The sequence below is a fragment of the Geobacillus thermopakistaniensis genome (assembly GCF_000498995.1).
Classification (GTDB): Bacteria; Bacillota; Bacilli; order Bacillales; family Anoxybacillaceae; genus Geobacillus; species Geobacillus thermoleovorans.
Genome location: NZ_AYSF01000041.1, coordinates 13563 through 31737 on the forward strand (window position 1 = coordinate 13563; position 18175 = coordinate 31737).

Below are 18175 nucleotides of genomic sequence, written 5' to 3' on the forward strand. Positions count from 1 at the left end.
AGAGAAAACGTTGCCGAAAAGCATGATCACCTTCACCGGCAGCCCGGAAGTCGGCATCGCGATCCGCAATAAAGCAGGCTTAAAGCGGGTGACGTTGGAGCTTGGCTCCAACTCGGCCGTGATCGTCGACGAGCAGGTCGATCTTGACCGCATCATCCCGCGCTGCGTATTTGGCGCGTTCACGTTCCAAGGACAAGTATGTATTTCGCTCCAGCGCGTCTATGTCCATGAAAAGCGCTATGACGAGTTCGTCGAAAAATTTGTCGCCGCCGCGAAACAGTTGAAAACAGGCGACCCGTTGGATCCAACCACCGATGTATCCGCCTTGATTACGCCAAACGATGTCGACCGAGCGCTCTCTTGGATCGAAGAGGCAAAACAAGGCGGCGCAAACGTCGTCCTCGGCGGCGAGCGCGACGGCAATATCTTGCTTCCGACGGTCATTGTGGACGCCGAACCGACGATGAAAGTGTCTTGCCAAGAAGTGTTCGCCCCGATCGTCTTGATCAACCGCGTCCGTTCGATCGATGAAGCCATTGAACTTGTCAATGACTCGCGCTACGGCTTGCAGGCGGGCATCTACACCGACAACGTCCATACCGCGTGGAAAGCGGCGAAACAACTGCACGTTGGCGGCGTGTTGATTAACGACATCCCAACGTTCCGCGTTGACCATATGCCGTACGGCGGCGTGAAAGAAAGCGGGTTTGGCCGCGAAGGGATTCGCTATGCGATCGAGGAAATGACGGAGTTGAAATTGATTATTTTTAACCAGAATTAAGCGGGATGAGAAGAGATTGGAGTAAAGTTTGTTCCTAAAATTCTAGAAGAATAGTTGCGCAGCCTTGGAGAGAGTGGCACTCCAAGGCTGTATGTTTAAGCGTGCTTTTCCAGAATATATCCCCAACGGTTCGAGGCGAGAACAGACAGGTGGTATTGATGCTCGAGCTGTTTGCTGAACCAGGCTTTTTTCACGAGAAGCAGGCTTCGGCTTGTATGCAAGAACGTTTTCAGCCCTCCGTGCCGAGGTTTGAGGTCATTCGCAAGCTCTGCTGTCAAGACCGCATTTTGCGGCCAGCGACCTTTCTCGTGCAACGGATGGTACATAAACAGTTCGTATCCATGAACAGGCATTTGGGCGGTCTGCTGAAGCAATGCCAGTTCGAAATTTGGCTTGGGATGATGGATATAATGTTGAATATTCGTTTCGTAAAACGATGCGACGAACAACAGTCCAGTCAGCAACACTCCCCGCGCTCCCCACGTTCCTTTTCTCCATAATTGACTTGCGCAAATGCCAATCAATAGGCAAAGCGGCGGATAGACAGGGAGGATGTACCATCTGATTTTCGTCTTAGCTATGGTAAACATGAGAAGCGGGACGCAAATCCAAAGCAAAATCCCGATCACATCTTCTTTCAATCGATGGTCTGTTCCTTCAAACGCTAAAAGACGAACGCCTTGCATGTAACTGATGACCATGATTCCGACCAAGAGCGCCAGCCACCAAAAGAAAAAATGAACAAGAATGATGCCGTAGTAGGTTTCATCGCCGATATGACCTTCAATGGGCCGAGTGGAGCGCAACAACAAGTCATATCCGATCATTTGTTTAAAAAAACTGAATCCATCATAGTGATAGCGGGCAAAAGCCCAAGCGAGCACAGGAACAACGAAGGTGAGCGCTGCCCTCCACCATGCGCGCCAGCGTCCTGACTCCCACTGCCTAGTGATGAGAAAATATAAGACCATGATCAACAGAATGTTCCCCGCATGCCAACTTTTCGTTAAAAAAGCAAGTGAACAGGCAAGGCCCGCTGCATACAACCATCGCGTCTGCCGTCTGGCGGCCAGCAAAGAAAGGATGGATAACGTAAAGAAGAATACAAAGAGCGAATCCGCATCTCCTGTGCGAGCGCAATGGTTGAGAAGATATTGGGTGCTAGTAGACAAGGCAAGCAATGAGACGATCGCGGCCATGCTTCCAAACCGTTTTTTCACAAATAGCGCAATGGCAACGGCCGTGAGCGTAGCGCAAATGCCAGACATCAGCCGCAAACCAAGCGCGTTCATCCCAACGAGTTTATAGCCAATCATGATCGCCCAGTAGCTAACAGGAGGCTTTAAATTCCAGTAATCAGGATGCCCAAGGTATGTGTTGACGATCAAGTTTCCATGCCTCAGCATTTCGTATGCATTGACGCCATGACGCGCTTCGTCCCAGCTTGAAATCGGGAATGTTCCTAGATGATAAAAGACGTTGTAGACCATCATCGAGAAGATCAAAGCCGCCGCTAGATAAAACGAGATGTTTCGTACACTTGGATTTCTCATGCGATCCACTCCTTTATCGGCACGCTGTGCTTCGAAAAAAAGCAACACCGACATAGAAGCTATTACAAGTAGATGAAGATGTCAAGCATGGATGTGTTGGAGAACATGATATTTTTGCCGCCAACAAGGAAAAAACAATCTTCATGGCGAATGAAAAGAAATGGATCATCATTCAGAGGAGGAAAGCCATGGAAACGGTTGTGCTGACATTTGACCAAAACAAAGCGATATTGGAACTGAACCGTCCGCAGGCGTTAAATGCCATGGATGTGCAAATGCTAACGGAACTCGTCGACGCGCTGCGGAAAATCAAGGAAAGTGATGCTTCCGTTGTCGTCATCCGCGGCAAAGGGAGAGGATTTTCTGCGGGTGGCGACATTAAGACAATGCTGGCGGTTGATGACCCGAGCCAATTTCAAACCGTGATGAAAACGATTCAGGAGATGATCATGCTCTTGTATACGATGCCGAAAATCACCGTTTCGCTCATCCATGGCCCAGCGGCCGGCCTTGGGTTCAGCTTTGCCTTGGCGAGCGATTACCTCATCGCCACGAAAGAAGCGCGCTTGGCGATGAATTTCATTGGCATCGGCCTCATCCCAGACGGCGGCGGGCATTTCTTCTTGGCCCAGCGGGTCGGCACGGCGAAAGCCAAACAGATCATTTGGGAAGGAAAACCGATGAGCGCGGACGAAGCGCAGCAGCTCGGGCTGATTGACTTCATCGTCGAAGATGAACAACAGGCGGAACAAGCAATCGCTTCCTTGCAAGAAAAACCGCTTCAAGCCATGATCGCCACGAAAATGTTGTACGTCGAACAAACAAAAGAAGATTTGCTTCGCGTGCTCGAACTCGAAACCGACGCCCAACAGCGCATGCGGCAAACCGAAGACCACCGCGAAGGCGTCCGCGCCTTTTTAGAAAAGCGGAAGCCGGTGTTTCGGGGGAGGTAGGGAAGAGAACGGCTTCTGCCTATAGGGGGTAGAAGCCGTTTTAAGCAAGGTTGATGGTTACTTAAGAGTCAGTTACGTTGAAATACGATTTCCCCGTTGATCATGGTCAGTTCCACGCTTTCGCGCAAGTCAAAGGGGTCGCCGCTCCAAATGACGATATCGGCGTCTTTTCCAACTTCGATCGAGCCTACACGGTCTTCGATGCCTAAATGTTTTGCCGCGTTTAATGTAATGGCTTGAAGAGCTAAAGACTCCTCCAACCCATGCTTCACAGCGAGAATGGCGCTCGTCATCAAATGTTCAATGCCGACAACCGGGTGGTCGGTCGTAATCGAGAAAGAGACGCCGGCGTCCCGCAAAGCAAGGAGCGTATGCCATCCTTTATCCGCGAGCTCCACTTTTGATCGGGATGACATGGTTGGGCCGACAGAGACACGGACCCCATTCTCGGCAATATAATTGGCGATATGATGCCCCTCGGTGCAATGTTCGATCGTATAGCGGAAACCAAACTCCTTCGCTAAGCGAATCACTGTCATGATGTCATCGGCGCGATGTGCATGAGCGCGCAGCGGAATTTCTCTTTTCAATACTTTCGCTAAATTTTCCAGTTTCAAATCCCGCTCGACTTCTTTGCCGCTTTCGATTTTTTGCAAGTACGTTTGCGCTTGAATGAACTGCTCGCGGAATAAAGCGGCAATCCCCATTCTTGTTGTCGGTAGTTTTCCTTTTTCCCCATACACCCGTTTCGGGTTTTCTCCAAAAGCGGCTTTCATTCCTGAAGGATGTCGGACCACCATTTCATCAACGGTTTGCCCAGCGGTTTTGATGACTGCCATTTCTCCGCCAATTACGTTGGCGCTTCCGGGCATGACTTGCACCGTTGTTACTCCTGCTTTTCTCGCATCCTCAAATCCTTTATCTTTTGGGTTAATTCCATCGATTGCCCGAACGTGTGGGGTCGTTGGGTTGCTCGTTTCATTGAAATCGTGTCCCTCTTTACCAATCCCTTCCTCGTGTATACCAAGGTGAGTATGAACGTCAATCAACCCAGGTGTAATGAATTTGCCTGAGGCATCGATCATGTTCACTTGATCGGAGGAGACATCCGGCAGCTCGGTTGCCACAGTTTTGATTTTTCCGTTCTTAATGACAATGTGCGCCGATTCCATTCTTTGTCCGTTTCCTACTAGTACTGTTCCTCCGGAAATGACAGTCACCATATGGATTTCCTCCCCCTCTGGAAATATTTCTTCTTAAAATATTTTGGAAAATACAAACGGGCTATTGAATATTTTGTTAATTGTGATTATAATAAAAAATCAAATAGTCCTAATTAAGATACTAAAACAAGTTTTTTGTGCTGTAAATAACCAATTTTATTTCTTATTTGTATCTATTTTCGTTATTAAAATTCCATAACGGTATAGAAAAGGGGAAATTATGAAGTACGAAATCGATGATCTGGATCGACAAATCATTAAACTGTTATCTCGGGATGGTAGGATGTCTTTTACAGAAATTTCTAATCATTTGAATGTTACGGAAAAAACAGTGCGGATGAGGTACAAAAATTTAATCGATCATGGGATTCTCGAAGTGGTGGGAGTCGTGAATCCAATAGCTCTTGGGATTCGCGCAGGGGCGATCATTCGTTTAAAAACGGAAGCGAACAAGTTAATGGATGTGATTGAACAGCTGAAGAAAATAAAAGAAGTTCGCTATATTACGTTAACTTCTGGAAGCTACCAACTTTTAATCCAAATTGCAGTGCCCAGTCAAGATGAAATCACTGAAGTAGTAAAAATGCTAAATGGTGTACACGGGATTCTTGAAATGGATACGATCGTACAGCTCGAAGTATATAAAAACACGTTTGATTATATTTAAAATCGTTAGCTGTTTATAAATTGAAAAAGAAGGGGTGTTGTTGCTATGAAAATTTTTATTTCAGCCGATATGGAAGGGATCTCTGGTGTGGCAACCAACCAACAATTAAAAACGAACAGTGAATACCAGCGGTTCCGTAAGCTCATGACTCAGGACGTCAATGCAGCGATTGAGGGTGCTTTTTTAGGAGGAGCGACGGAAGTAGTGGTTGCTGATGGCCATGGCAATATGTCCAACATCCTGATCGAGGAATTGGATCCGCGGGCGCGCCTTGTCTCTGGGAACAATCGCGTGATGTGTCAGCTCGAGGGGCTTGATGATAGCTTTGACGGGATTATGTTTGTTGGCCATCATGGACGTGAAGGTGGATCGGAAAGGACCATAATCAGTCATAGTTTGGCCGGCATCTGTGTGAATGAGATCAAGATTAATGGCCGTGTTGTTGGGGAAACAGAGATGAATGCGTTTGTTGCAGGTTATTACAACGTACCGGCCATTTTTATCTCGGGTGATGATGCTTATGTGAAAGAAGTGCTTGAAACGTTGCCTCACGTTGAAGCGGCTGTAGTCAAGCGCGGGATTGACCGCTTTGCGGCGGAGTTGCTTCACCCGACAAAAGCGCATGAGTTAATTAGAGAAAAAGCGAAACAGGCCGTACAGAAAGCGAAACAATGCCCTCCGTTGAAACTAGAAGGGCCGGTTACCTTTGAAATTGAATTTAAAGGACCAAACCAAGCGATGATGACAACGACATTACCGACAGTGACATTAATCGGCCCGAAAACGATCACGTTTACATGCAATGATATCGTCACTGCCTATAAACATATGTGGGGATGTGTCATTATCGCCATGACGGCGACGAACGGCGTGCTAGGGCATGTGAATGCTTAGAACAAGGGAGGGGAATGACCGTGTACGTCATGAAACGTCTGGTGACAATGGTTGTCACCGTTTGGCTCATCGCCACATTAACTTTTATCATCATGAAATCGATTCCCGGTGATCCATTTGCTTCCGACGCTAATGTGTTGCCTGAAGAAGTATTGCAAAACATTCGGGCGAAATACAACTTGGACAAGCCACTGCCAGTCCAGTATGCATTGTATATGAAAAATTTAATAACGTTTGATTTAGGACCATCGATTCAGTCTGAAACAAGGGACGTAAATACCCTTATCGCAGACGGATTCCCTGTTTCCGCGCTTCTTGGATTGCAAGCGTTGGTGATTGCCGTTGTGTTTGGATTGTTGCTTGGCATTATCGCTGCGCTAAACCATAATAAGCTGCTTGATCATATAGCGATGTTTATTGCCATTGTAGGCATTTCTGTACCAAGTTTTATTTTAGCGCCATTGTTAATCAAATATTTTGCTGTTGAGTGGGGAGTTTTGCCTGTAGCGTCTTGGGGAACATGGGCCCATTCCATCTTGCCGTCGATCGCGTTGGCTGCCACCCCGATGGCAGTGATCGCCCGTTTTATGCGTTCTAGCATGTTGGAAGTGATGCAACAAAACTATATCAAAATGGCAGAGGCAAAAGGGCTATCCCCGATCGCTATTGTCATCAAGCATGGCATACGAAATGCTATTTTACCAGTCATTACATTTATCGGCCCGTTATTTGCTGTTTTAATTACCGGAACATTCGTTATTGAGAAAATCTTCGCTATACCAGGGTTAGGAAAATATTTTGTCGACAGCATCTTTAACCGTGACTATCCGGTTATTTTAGGCACGACGGTTTTCTTCAGCACGATTCTTGTCATTACGTTATTTCTTGTCGACCTGTCATATCGCTTGATTGACCCAAGAATTAAGTTGACGAGCAGGGGGGAATGAGCGTGATTTCAGCGAAAGAAGAGGCCGACTTATTTCGTCCTATCGACCGTAGCAAGCTTCAGTCAGATGCCATTCAAAGACCGAGTCTCAGTTTTTGGAAGGAAGCCGGTTTGAAAATCATCAAAAATAAAATGGCGATGTTCGGGGCGTTGCTCTTATTATGCATCGTTATTATGGCCATTATTGGACCTCACTTAGTTCCATATAGTTACGATGATCAAAGTTTAACGAACGGAAATCAACCGCCTTCCAGCAAACATTGGTTTGGAACAGATGATTTAGGGCGAGATATGTGGTCGCGCACATGGTATGGCGCTCGCATATCGTTGACGGTTGGTTTTGTGGCCGCTCTCATCGATTTGGTTATCGGGGTGTTGATTGGCGGCGTCTCAGGATATATGGCAGGAAGAGGAAAACTAGGAGATCGAATCGACAACATTTTAATGAGAATTGTCGAGGTATTGTATGGCATTCCTTACCTATTAGTTGTGATCTTGCTCATGGTTGTGATGGAGCCGGGGTTATGGACGATCATTGTCGCGCTCTCGATCACTGGATGGGTAGGGATGGCCCGAATTATTCGCGGCCAAATTCTTCAGTTAAAGCAACAAGAATACGTTATGGCGGCCCAGAAACTGGGAACGTCTCATGCAAAAATTATTTTCCGACACTTGCTGCCCAACACGTTAGGAATCATTATTGTAAATTTAACGTTTACGATTCCTCAGGCCATTTTTGCTGAATCATTTTTAAGTTTTTTAGGATTAGGCGTACAAGCCCCATTTGCCAGCTGGGGGACGATGGCGAATGATGCTTTGGGGGTCATCTTAAGCGGCCAATGGTGGAGACTGTTTTTTCCGGGTCTCATGATCTCGTTAACCATGTTCGCTTTTAACGTATTTGGAGATGGCTTGCAAGATGCATTAGATCCGAGAAGAAAGTAGGGGGTGATCATTTCAATGGGCCATCTATTGGAAGTAGAACATTTAAAAGTGATATTCCCGATCTACGGTGGGGAAGTGCAGGCGGTTCGAGATGTTTCGTTTTACATTGATCAAGGAGAAGTGGTTGCTATTGTCGGGGAGAGCGGGAGCGGCAAGACCGTGACCGTGCAAACTATTATGGGGTTAATTCCAAGAAAAAATATTAAAGAAGGAAAAATTCTCTTCAACGGAAGAGATCTCACTCATTTATCCAAAAAAGACATGCGAAAATTAAAAGGTTCAGAAATTGGGATGGTTTTCCAAGATCCAATGACTTCATTAAACCCAACGATGAAGATCGGCAAACAGATTGCAGAAGGGATGCGGAAGCATCAAAAACTATCAAAGATCGAGGCGAAACAAAAGGCAGTCGATCTGTTGAGGCTAGTAGGGATTCCGAACGCGGAAGAAAGATATCACCAATATCCCCATGAGTTCAGCGGCGGAATGAGGCAGAGAGTAGTGATTGCGATCGCTTTAGCCTGCAATCCCAAACTACTTATTGCTGATGAACCGACGACGGCATTGGACGTAACGATCCAAGCGCAAATTCTCCATTTAATGAAAGAGCTGCAGCAAAAGATGGGCACGTCGATCATTTTAATTACCCATGATTTAGGAGTAGTGGCCGAAATGGCGCAACGGGTGATCGTTATGTATGGCGGGACGGTCGTGGAAACGGGGGATGTTTTCGATATATTTGAAAACTCCAAACATCCGTATACATGGGGGCTGTTGCAATCGATTCCGAATTTGCACGAAAAGGAAAAAAGACGTTTAGTGCCGATCGAAGGGGCACCTCCCGACCTTTTTTCACCGCCAAAAGGCTGTCCGTTTGCTCCGCGTTGCCAATATGCAATGGAAATTTGTGTTAAAAAAAGCCCTCAGGAGTTCGTTATTTCCGAAGGACATACAGCGAGATGCTGGCTGAATGATCCGAGAGCTCCAAAGGTGGAACCACTGGTTGCAACGGGGAGGGAGCAGTGAATGTCCGAAGAGATTTTGCAGGTGGAGAACGTAAAAAAATATTTTCGGATTGGCCCGAATCAAACGGTAAAATCGGTCGATGACATTTCGTTTTCGATTCGCAAAGGGGAAACATTTGGATTAGTGGGAGAAAGTGGAAGTGGAAAATCGACGTTAGGGAAGATGATTGTAGGCCTCCATGCTCCGACTTCTGGCACGATTCGTTTTGACGGCCATGAGTTGGCGGGTGATTTGGACCGATCGACAAGGAAAAGGTTGAACCGGGAAATGCAGATGATTTTCCAAGATCCTCATGCGTCGTTGAATCCGCGGATGAGGGTTGGCGATATTATTGCGGAAGGTATTGATGCCCATCAGTTAGCGAAAGGAAAAGAACGGCAGGAGATGGTGTACGCTCTTCTTGAAAAAGTAGGATTACATCCGGAACATGCACAGCGGTTCCCCCATGAGTTTAGCGGGGGGCAGAGGCAAAGAATTGGCATTGCCCGTGCGTTGGCGGTTAAACCGAAATTTATTGTTGCCGATGAGCCAATCTCGGCTTTGGACGTGTCGATTCAAGCGCAAGTCGTGAACTTGCTGGATGATTTAAAGCAAGAGGGAAATTTAACCTATTTGTTTATTGCCCATGATTTAGGGATGGTCAAACATATTAGCGATCGGATAGGGGTGATGTACCTTGGCAAGATGATGGAAATTGCAACGAGTTCCGAGCTGTTTGAAGAACCGTTGCATCCTTACACGCAGGCGCTTTTGTCAGCTATACCGATCCCTAGCCCAAGATTGGCGAGAAAAAGGGAAAGAATTGTTCTATCCGGGGATCCGCCGAGTCCCGTCAACCCGCCAAGTGGCTGCAGATTTCGGACGCGATGCCCATATGCCATGGATATTTGCAAGGAAGAGGAGCCAGCTTGGAAGGAAGTCAGAAAAAACCATTGGACAGCTTGTCATTTATATCATCAGTAAAAATATTCAAGGGAGGATCAATCAAGGATGAAAAGAAGTCTTCTAACTGTATTGGTGTTGTTGCTATTCGTTTCAACGGCGCTCGCCGGTTGCGGCAATGAAACGCCGTCAAATGAAGGAGGCGAGGCGACCAAGAATATTAAGCAGGAAATTACGTTGAATGCAAAGACCGAGCCGCCTAGCTTAGACCCTGCTATCGCATCGGATACGACGTCGGGATGGGTGATCGACCACCTATTTGAAGGATTGTATACGAAAAATCAAAAAGGAGAGCCTGTATTAGGAGCCGCAAGTGATGTAAAAATATCAGAAGATGGAAAAACGTATACGTTTACGATTCGTGAGGATGCAAAATGGTCTGACGGTGATCCAGTCACGGCCTATGACTTTGAATACGCTTGGAAACGTGTGCTTGATCCGAAGACAGGGAGCCCGTTCGCTTTTTATATGTATTACATCAAGGGGGCCGAAGAATATAACAAAGGAAAGGGAAGCGCGGATCAGGTAGGGATTAAGGCGTTGGATGACAAAACATTCCAAGTGGAATTAAAAGCACCGTTGGGATATTTTGATAAATTGCTGACCATGTGGACATTTTATCCAGTGAAAAAATCTCTCGTTGAATCGAACCCGAAATGGGCAGCGGACGCAAAAGGATATGTAAGCAACGGGGCTTATCGTTTGACAGAATGGAAGCATAATAGTGAAGTTGTCATCGAAAAGAATGAACATTATTGGAACAAAGATCAAATTAATATGCAAAAGGTAACATGGAAGATGGTCAATGATGCGACGACATACTATCAAATGTATAAAACAGGGGAGCTTGACTTAATTGACACCTTGCCGACTGACGTCATTGACCAAGAAAAAAATAATAAGGAGTTTAAAATCACTCCATACTTTGGTACGTATATGTTTATGCTGAATGTAGACAAACCACCGTTTACGAACGCAAAAATTCGCCGCGCTTTTGCCATGGCCATTGATCGGGAGGCAATTGTCAAAAATATTACCAAATCTGGTGAAAAACCGGCTTATGCCTTCGTACCATACGGTGTCAATACTCCGAAAGGCGATTTCCGCGAAGTGGGCGGTTCTTATTTTGAAGAGAACGTCAAAGAAGCGAAACAGTTATTGGAAGAAGGTATGAAGGAAGAAGGATGGACAAAGCTTCCAGAAGTCACGCTAATGTATAATACCGCCGAGAACCATAAAAAAATTGCTGAAGCTGTTCAAGAAATGTTGAAAACGAACCTTGGCGTGAAAGTGAAACTGGCCAACCAAGAATGGAAAACATACTTGGAAACGACACAGCAGTCCAATTTCCAAATGGCCCGCATGGGTTGGGTCGGTGTGTTTGTTGACCCGACAGTGATTTTGGATTACTACTTAGGTGACAGCCCGAACAACCGCACGAACTGGGTAAACAAGCGATTTGATGATTTGATGGCCAAAGCGAAAGTAGAACAAGATGACCAGAAACGATATGAACTCCTCCATGAAGCGGAAAAAGTATTAATGACGGATTTGCCGTTTATCCCTGTTTATTTCTATTCGCAAAATTATTTAACGTCGTCCAAATTCAAAGGAATTGTTTATCCTGTCAACCGTTATCCGGATGTGCGCTGGGCGAAAAAAGTAGCGGAGTAAGATAAATAAGGGGAAGAATTATTCCTAATATGGATAATTCTTCCTCTTTTTCTCCGTAAGGAGGGGGAGCATGGCGCTGTACTTCGTGGCTAGTTTTTGTACGATCGCTGTTTTGTTATGCATAAAACGATTTTATGAGATGAGTGCACTTGTTTTCATTAACGAGTGTTTTTTGTTGGGCCTTACGTTATTGGCGCTGGGAGCGGCGTTGTTTGTTCATCAAACCGGTTTTTTCCGCCCTTTTTTCCAAGGCTTTCAGCAACTATACCGATGGATAGTGCCGAAACCAAAGATGTTGATTCGGGAAGAAGAAAAGTGGGCAAATGATGTTTGGTTGAAGGATTGGAAAAATCGAACGACGGATCGCATCAAAACTGTTTTGCTTGGCACGGGCACAGGATGTTTATTCATATCCCTGACTTATTTATTTTTCTACTATTAAACTGAAACGTTTAGCGTTGGGAGGGATATTCTTAATGAAAAAGCTGTTATTAACAGGGTTTGAACCTTTTTTGGAATTTCCTATTAACCCAACGGAACGAATTGCGACAGAACTGGACGGAATGGAGATTGGAAAGTATCAGGTTTACGGCCGCGTGCTTCCGGTTGACTTTTCGCAGTCGTCCTTGCGCTGTTTAGAGCACCTGGAACAAATCCAACCGGATGTCGTTATGTCGCTCGGTCTCGCTGCCGGTCGTACAAAAATCACCCCCGAACGAGTAGCAATCAATTGTCAAGACGGAGGGCCGGATAACCGTGGAATACATGTGCAAGATGAGCCCATTGTCGAAGACGGACCAGCAGCTTATTTCTCTACATTGCCGATCCGCCGGTTTGTCAATGTCCTGAATGAGCGGGGATACCCTGCGCAAATTTCTAATACGGCAGGAACGTATTTGTGCAACCATGTCATGTATTCTGTCTTGCATAAAATAAGCAGTGAAAATTTGTCCGTGCAGGCTGGCTTTGTCCACCTCCCTGCCTCTCACGAGCTTGCCGTTCGGCGTCCGACTCTCCCGAGTTGGTCGCATAAGGATTTGTGGAATGCGGTTGTGTCGATGATTGAGGAGTTGGAGTAGTTCGTTATTTTGTTTTTCATCCCCTTTTTTCCATTGGGTGGTTTTCTCTCATTCCTAGTGGAGAAAAGGGGATTTTTGTGCGTAAATTTGGAAAAACATTGCATTTCAAATTCCGAAGTGCTCCTATGACGTGATTGAGAGAAAGACGGGAGCATTGTTGAACTCTACCATCCAATTCAATGAACTTAACGAAAACGACCCCGCAAGGCCATGGAAGAAGGAATGGATGAAATGTTTGCTTCTTTCTTGAGATTATAACAATAGATACGGACAAATAAAAACTGTTATAATAAAATTAATTTGTATCTCATTATTTTATCGTTGAGGTGGACTATGAAGGAGAAAACGCTGCCTAAATATCTGCAATTAAAACAAGAAATTTTATCTTGGATCATTTCCGGACAAATGAAGCCGGATGAGAAAATTCCAACCGAGCACGAAATCGCCAACCAGTTTCAACTAAGCCGACATACGGTTCGGCAGGCGCTAGGGGAACTCGAGAAGGAAGGATGGCTGTACAAAATCCAAGGGAGCGGCACATTTGTGTCCCGGCCGAAGCCGAAAGAACAGGTGGATACGAAAACGATCGGGATCGTGACGACCTATATTTCCGATTATATTTTTCCCCATATCGTCCGAGGGGCGGAGGAGACGCTGCGGGAGAAAGGATACCGTCTTTTGCTTGCCAGCACGAATAATGATAAACAGAGAGAGAAAGAGCAGCTTGAGGAGATGATTCGGGAGCCATTAAGCGGACTGATCATCGAACCGACAAAAAGCGCGCAAGGAAATCCAAATCTGGGCTACTACTTGTCGCTCAATAACCTCCATATTCCGTACGTGATGATCAATGCCCGCTATTTGGAAGTGAGCTGTCCATGCGTCAAAATGGACGACGAGCAGGGAGGATTTTTATTGACCGACCATCTCATTCGTTTAGGGCACCGCCGGATTGCTGGTTTCTTTAAAACCGACGATTTGCAAGGGGTGGATCGTTTGCGCGGCTTTATTCGCGCCCATCAGCAACACGAGGTGCCTGTGGCGACGGAGTATCTTCTTTCCTACGCAACAGAGGAGAAATGGACAAAACCGCTTGAGGTGGCGCGAGAGTTTTTGCAACGGCCAAAAGAGGAGCGCCCGACTGCCTTTGTCTGCTACAACGATGAGCTGGCGATTTTGCTTCTTGAAGTCATTCGCCAACAAGGGTTATCGGTTCCCGATGACATTTCGATCGTTGGCTTTGATGACTCTACATTTGCGACAGCGACGGAGGTGAAATTGACGACAATTCGTCATCCGAAAACAGAAATGGGCGTCCAAGCGGCCGAGATGCTCATTCAAATGATCGAACAACGATCAGTCGATAAAATTGGCGATATCATTTATCGACCGGAGCTAATTGTCCGTAACTCAACAAAGGAAATTTAAAAAATGTATGAGAGATCAAAAAAAGTTATAGAAGAATTGTACGTACAATAGTATAATGGAGGTGAGGAGTTTTTTCATAGGGAGTGGGAGCCAATGCTTGAGGAGTTGAAACAAGCCGTATTAGAGGCCAACCTGCAGCTCCCGCAATACCGCCTCGTGACATTTACCTGGGGAAACGTGAGCGGGATTGACCGGGAGCGCGGATTGGTTGTCATTAAACCAAGCGGGGTGGCGTATGACAAGTTGACCATTGATGATATGGTGGTCGTGGATTTAACTGGAAATGTGGTGGAAGGGGACTTAAAACCGTCGTCGGACACCCCGACCCACCTCTGGTTGTATAAACAATTTTCTGGTATCGGTGGAGTTGTTCACACCCATTCGACTTGGGCGACGATTTGGGCGCAGGCTGGAAAAGGAATTCCAGTATTAGGGACGACGCACGCGGACTATTTTTATGGGGAAATTCCATGCACTCGTCCGATGACCAATGAAGAAATTCAAGGAGCTTATGAACTAGAGACCGGAAAGGTCATTACGGAAACGTTTCGTTTTCTCGATCCGCTGCAAATGCCAGGTGTCTTGGTGCACGGCCACGGACCGTTTGCTTGGGGGAAAGATCCAGCGAACGCGGTTCATAATGCCGTTGTCTTGGAAGAAGTGGCGAAAATGGCGGCAAGAACATTCATGCTCAATCCAAATGTGCAACCGATCAGCCAGTCGCTACTTGACCGCCACTATTTGCGCAAGCATGGCGCAAACGCTTACTACGGGCAATAAAGGGAGGGAGATCGAGATGGGGAAAAAGTATGTCATTGGCATTGACTATGGCACCGAATCGGGGCGAGCGGTTCTTGTTGATCTAGAAGGAAACGAAATTGCGGACCATGTCACTCCGTATCCTCATGGAGTCATTGATGAAGTGCTGCCGGAATCGAACGTACAACTCGAGCCAGACTGGGCGCTGCAACACCCGGCTGATTATATTGAAGTATTGGCGACCGCTGTTCCAACGGTATTGCAAAAGTCTGGGGTCAACCCAGCTGATGTGATCGGGGTCGGCATTGATTTTACTTCATGCACGATGCTGCCGGTCGATGCTTCTGGCGAGCCGCTTTGCTTGAAACCGGAGTTTAAGCATCACCCGCACAGCTGGGTGAAATTGTGGAAGCACCATGCCGCCCAGGATGAGGCGAACTTGCTCAATGAAATTGCGGCCAAACGAGGCGAAGCGTTTTTGCCGAGATACGGCGGAAAAATTTCATCTGAATGGATGATTGCGAAAATTTGGCAGATTTTAAACGAAGATTCGGAGATTTACGAACAAACTGATCTTTTCCTCGAGGCGACTGATTGGGTCATTTTCAAAATGACCGGCAATATCGTCCGGAATAGCTGTGCGGCGGGCTATAAGTCCATTTGGCATAAACAGGACGGCTATCCAAGCAAGGAGTTTTTCCGGGCGCTCGACCCGCGGCTGGAACACTTAACAGAAACGAAACTGCGCGGCCCGATCGTTCCGCTTGGTACGAGAGCAGGTGTGCTGACCAATGAAATGGCCGCTATGATGGGCCTCCTTCCGGGAACAGCCGTTGCCGTCGGAAATGTCGATGCCCATGCGGCCGTACCAGGCGTCGGGGTTGTCGAGCCCGGCAAGCTGGTGATGGCGATGGGAACATCGATTTGCCACATGTTGCTTGGCACGGAAGAAAAGTATGTGGAAGGAATGTGCGGGGTGGTCGAGGATGGCATCATTCCAGGATATTTCGGCTATGAAGCCGGGCAGTCAGCGGTGGGTGACATTTTCGCTTGGTATGTTGAACAAGGCGTCCCGGCTTATGTGAAAGAAGCGGCGGAAAAAGAAGGGGTTAGTGTCCATGAGTGGCTGGAAAAGCGCGCTGCTGCCTATCGGCCGGGGGAAACCGGGCTGCTCGCGTTGGACTGGTGGAACGGCAACCGCTCCGTGTTGGTCGATACCGATTTAACCGGGCTCATCGTTGGATATACGTTGCTGACCAAACCAGAGGAGATTTACCGCGCGCTGCTTGAAGCAACGGCCTTTGGCACGCGCAAAATTATCGATGCTTTCGTTGAAAACGGTGTCAAGGTTGACGAATTGTACGCATGCGGCGGATTGCCGCAAAAAAATAAGCTGCTCATGCAAATTTATGCCGATGTGACCAACCGCGAGATTAAAATTGCGGCATCTAAACAAACTCCTGCAGTCGGAGCCGCCATGTTTGCGGCGGTTGCGGCCGGCAAAGAAAACGGCGGTTATGAATCAATCGTTGAGGCGGCGCGAAACATGGGAAAAGTGCGTGAAGAGACGTTCAAACCGATTCCGGAGAATGTCGCGATGTACGAGCAGTTGTACCAAGAATATACGAAGTTGCATGACTACTTCGGCCGTGGGGAAAACGATGTCATGAAACGGCTTAAACATTGGAAAGAAACCGCACGAGCGGCGAAAGAATCTGTGACTTTATCGTGAACGGGGAGGAGCAATGATGCTGTCATTACGTCCTTATGAATTTTGGTTTGTGACAGGAAGTCAGCACTTGTACGGAGAAGAAGCGTTAAAACAAGTCGAAGAACATTCAAGAATCATGGTCAATGAATGGAATCGCGATTCGGTGTTTCCGTTCCCATTCGTTTTCAAATCAGTCGTGACGACGCCAGAGGAAATCCGGCGCGTTTGCCTTGAGGCGAATGCGAGCGAACAATGCGCTGGGGTCATCACTTGGATGCATACGTTCTCGCCAGCGAAAATGTGGATTGGCGGCCTTTTGGAGTTGAGAAAACCGTTATTGCATCTTCACACCCAGTTTAACCGTGATATTCCGTGGGACAGCATCGATATGGACTTTATGAACTTAAACCAATCAGCTCACGGTGACCGAGAATACGGATTTATCGGTGCGAGAATGGGAGTTGCCCGGAAAGTGGTCGTTGGTCATTGGGAAGACCCAGAAGTCCGCGAGCGGCTGGCGAAATGGATGCGGACGGCCGTCGCCTTTGCGGAAAGCCGACATCTTAAAGTTGCCCGTTTCGGCGATAACATGCGTGAAGTGGCGGTAACGGAAGGGGACAAAGTGGGAGCGCAAATTCAATTCGGCTGGTCGATCAACGGTTATGGCATTGGGGATTTGGTGCAATCTATTCGCGATGTTTCTGAACAAAGCGTTAACGAACTGCTTGATGAATATGCCGAACTGTATGACATTGTACCTGCTGGCCGTCAAGATGGACCGGTTCGCGAGTCGATCCGTGAGCAGGCGCGGATTGAGCTTGGGTTAAAAGCCTTTTTGCAAGACGGGAACTTCACTGCCTTTACGACGACGTTTGAAGATTTGCACGGCATGAAGCAACTTCCAGGACTAGCGGTTCAACGGCTTATGGCAGAGGGATATGGATTTGGCGGCGAAGGCGACTGGAAAACGGCCGCCCTCGTTCGGTTGATGAAAGTCATGGCGGATGGCAAAGGAACATCGTTCATGGAAGACTACACGTACCACTTTGAGCCGGGCAACGAACTGATTCTTGGCGCGCATATGCTCGAAGTATGCCCGACGATTGCCGCAACCCGGCCGCGCATCGAAGTCCATCCGCTTTCGATCGGTGGAAAAGAAGATCCAGCCCGTCTCGTGTTTGACGGCGGCGAGGGTGCTGCGGTCAATGCTTCGTTGATTGACTTAGGACACCGTTTCCGTCTCATTGTCAATGAAGTCGATGCAGTGAAACCAGAACATGAGATGCCGAAACTGCCTGTTGCGCGCATTCTATGGAAACCGCGCCCGTCACTCCGCGACTCCGCTGAAGCATGGATTTTAGCTGGCGGCGCCCACCATACGTGCTTCTCATTTGCAGTTACAACAGAACAACTGCAGGATTTTGCGGAAATGGCCGGCATCGAATGCGTCGTGATCAATGAACATACGTCCGTCTCCTCATTCAAGAACGAACTAAGATGGAATGAAGTATTCTGGCGGGGACGGTAAGGTGAAGCCAGCGTGCAAATCCATACGGCACAACACCAAGGACATGGGCTGGAAGGAGGGCTCATG

General features: G+C 47.3%; 16 protein-coding genes and 1 pseudogene. 15 read left to right on the forward strand and 2 right to left on the reverse strand.

Features of this window, described 5'->3' with window-relative positions:
- Positions 1-19 precede the first annotated feature (19 nt).
- A pseudogene (locus tag T260_RS0120060) lies at positions 20-781 on the forward strand (aldehyde dehydrogenase family protein); the annotation flags it as partial.
- A 95-nt stretch (positions 782-876) separates the two neighbouring features.
- Here the strand turns inward: T260_RS0120060 and T260_RS131275 are convergent.
- Positions 877-2334 carry an ArnT family glycosyltransferase gene (locus tag T260_RS131275; protein ID WP_023633848.1) on the reverse strand — a complete coding sequence of 486 codons (1458 nt, stop codon included), beginning with the start codon at positions 2332-2334 and terminating at the stop codon, positions 877-879.
- A 188-nt stretch (positions 2335-2522) separates the two neighbouring features.
- On the opposite strand from T260_RS131275, the gene T260_RS131270 reads away from it, so the two are divergent.
- Complete coding sequence (locus tag T260_RS131270; RefSeq protein ID WP_011231403.1) at positions 2523-3287, forward strand: enoyl-CoA hydratase; 765 nt, start codon at positions 2523-2525, stop codon at positions 3285-3287.
- A gap of 68 nt (positions 3288-3355) precedes the next feature.
- Here the strand turns inward: T260_RS131270 and T260_RS131265 are convergent, their stop codons facing one another.
- Positions 3356-4510 carry an amidohydrolase gene (locus T260_RS131265; RefSeq protein WP_013523926.1) on the reverse strand — a complete coding sequence of 385 codons (1155 nt, stop codon included), beginning with the start codon at positions 4508-4510 and terminating at the stop codon, positions 3356-3358.
- A 220-nt stretch (positions 4511-4730) separates the two neighbouring features.
- Here T260_RS131265 and T260_RS131260 point away from each other — a divergent pair, with 220 nt between their 5' ends.
- From T260_RS131260 to araA, 13 genes are all read left to right on the forward strand, one after another.
- Positions 4731-5177, forward strand: coding sequence for an Lrp/AsnC family transcriptional regulator (locus T260_RS131260; RefSeq protein WP_023633850.1), 447 nt, complete (start codon positions 4731-4733; stop codon positions 5175-5177).
- Between the two features lie 45 nt (positions 5178-5222).
- Positions 5223-6071: a M55 family metallopeptidase gene (locus T260_RS131255; protein ID WP_023633851.1), complete on the forward strand. Its 849-nt coding sequence runs from the start codon at positions 5223-5225 to the stop codon at positions 6069-6071.
- 20 nt (positions 6072-6091) lie between these two features.
- Positions 6092-7018, forward strand: coding sequence for an ABC transporter permease (locus T260_RS131250; protein ID WP_031212605.1), 927 nt, complete (start codon positions 6092-6094; stop codon positions 7016-7018).
- A gap of 2 nt (positions 7019-7020) precedes the next feature.
- A complete protein-coding gene (locus T260_RS131245; protein WP_033011492.1) occupies positions 7021-7962 on the forward strand; it encodes an ABC transporter permease in 942 nt (313 codons plus the stop codon).
- A 15-nt stretch (positions 7963-7977) separates the two neighbouring features.
- A complete protein-coding gene (locus tag T260_RS131240) occupies positions 7978-8988 on the forward strand; it encodes an ABC transporter ATP-binding protein (protein WP_023633854.1) in 1011 nt (336 codons plus the stop codon).
- Positions 8989-9951 carry an ABC transporter ATP-binding protein gene (locus tag T260_RS131235; RefSeq protein ID WP_013523920.1) on the forward strand — a complete coding sequence of 321 codons (963 nt, stop codon included), beginning with the start codon at positions 8989-8991 and terminating at the stop codon, positions 9949-9951. It abuts the gene before it with no gap.
- 27 nt (positions 9952-9978) lie between these two features.
- Complete coding sequence (locus T260_RS131230) at positions 9979-11604, forward strand: peptide ABC transporter substrate-binding protein (RefSeq protein ID WP_023633855.1); 1626 nt, start codon at positions 9979-9981, stop codon at positions 11602-11604.
- Between the two features lie 70 nt (positions 11605-11674).
- The gene (locus tag T260_RS131225; RefSeq protein WP_023633856.1) at positions 11675-12046 is read left to right on the forward strand and encodes a DUF3899 domain-containing protein; all 372 of its coding nucleotides are present in this window, start codon (positions 11675-11677) and stop codon (positions 12044-12046) included.
- 34 nt (positions 12047-12080) lie between these two features.
- Positions 12081-12683 (forward strand): pyroglutamyl-peptidase I, encoded by a 603-nt coding sequence (gene pcp / locus T260_RS131220; RefSeq protein WP_023633857.1) that lies wholly within the window; start codon positions 12081-12083, stop codon positions 12681-12683.
- 333 nt (positions 12684-13016) lie between these two features.
- On the forward strand, positions 13017-14111 hold the full coding sequence (locus T260_RS131215; protein ID WP_011231396.1) for a GntR family transcriptional regulator: 1095 nt from the start codon (positions 13017-13019) through the stop codon (positions 14109-14111).
- 93 nt (positions 14112-14204) lie between these two features.
- Entirely contained in the window at positions 14205-14891 is a 687-nt protein-coding gene (gene araD, locus T260_RS131210; RefSeq protein WP_020279030.1) for an L-ribulose-5-phosphate 4-epimerase, read from the forward strand.
- Positions 14892-14907: 16 nt separating this feature from the next.
- On the forward strand, positions 14908-16602 hold the full coding sequence (locus T260_RS131205) for a ribulokinase (protein WP_023633858.1): 1695 nt from the start codon (positions 14908-14910) through the stop codon (positions 16600-16602).
- A 16-nt stretch (positions 16603-16618) separates the two neighbouring features.
- A complete protein-coding gene (gene araA, locus T260_RS131200; protein ID WP_023633859.1) occupies positions 16619-18109 on the forward strand; it encodes an L-arabinose isomerase in 1491 nt (496 codons plus the stop codon).
- Positions 18110-18175 lie beyond the last annotated feature (66 nt).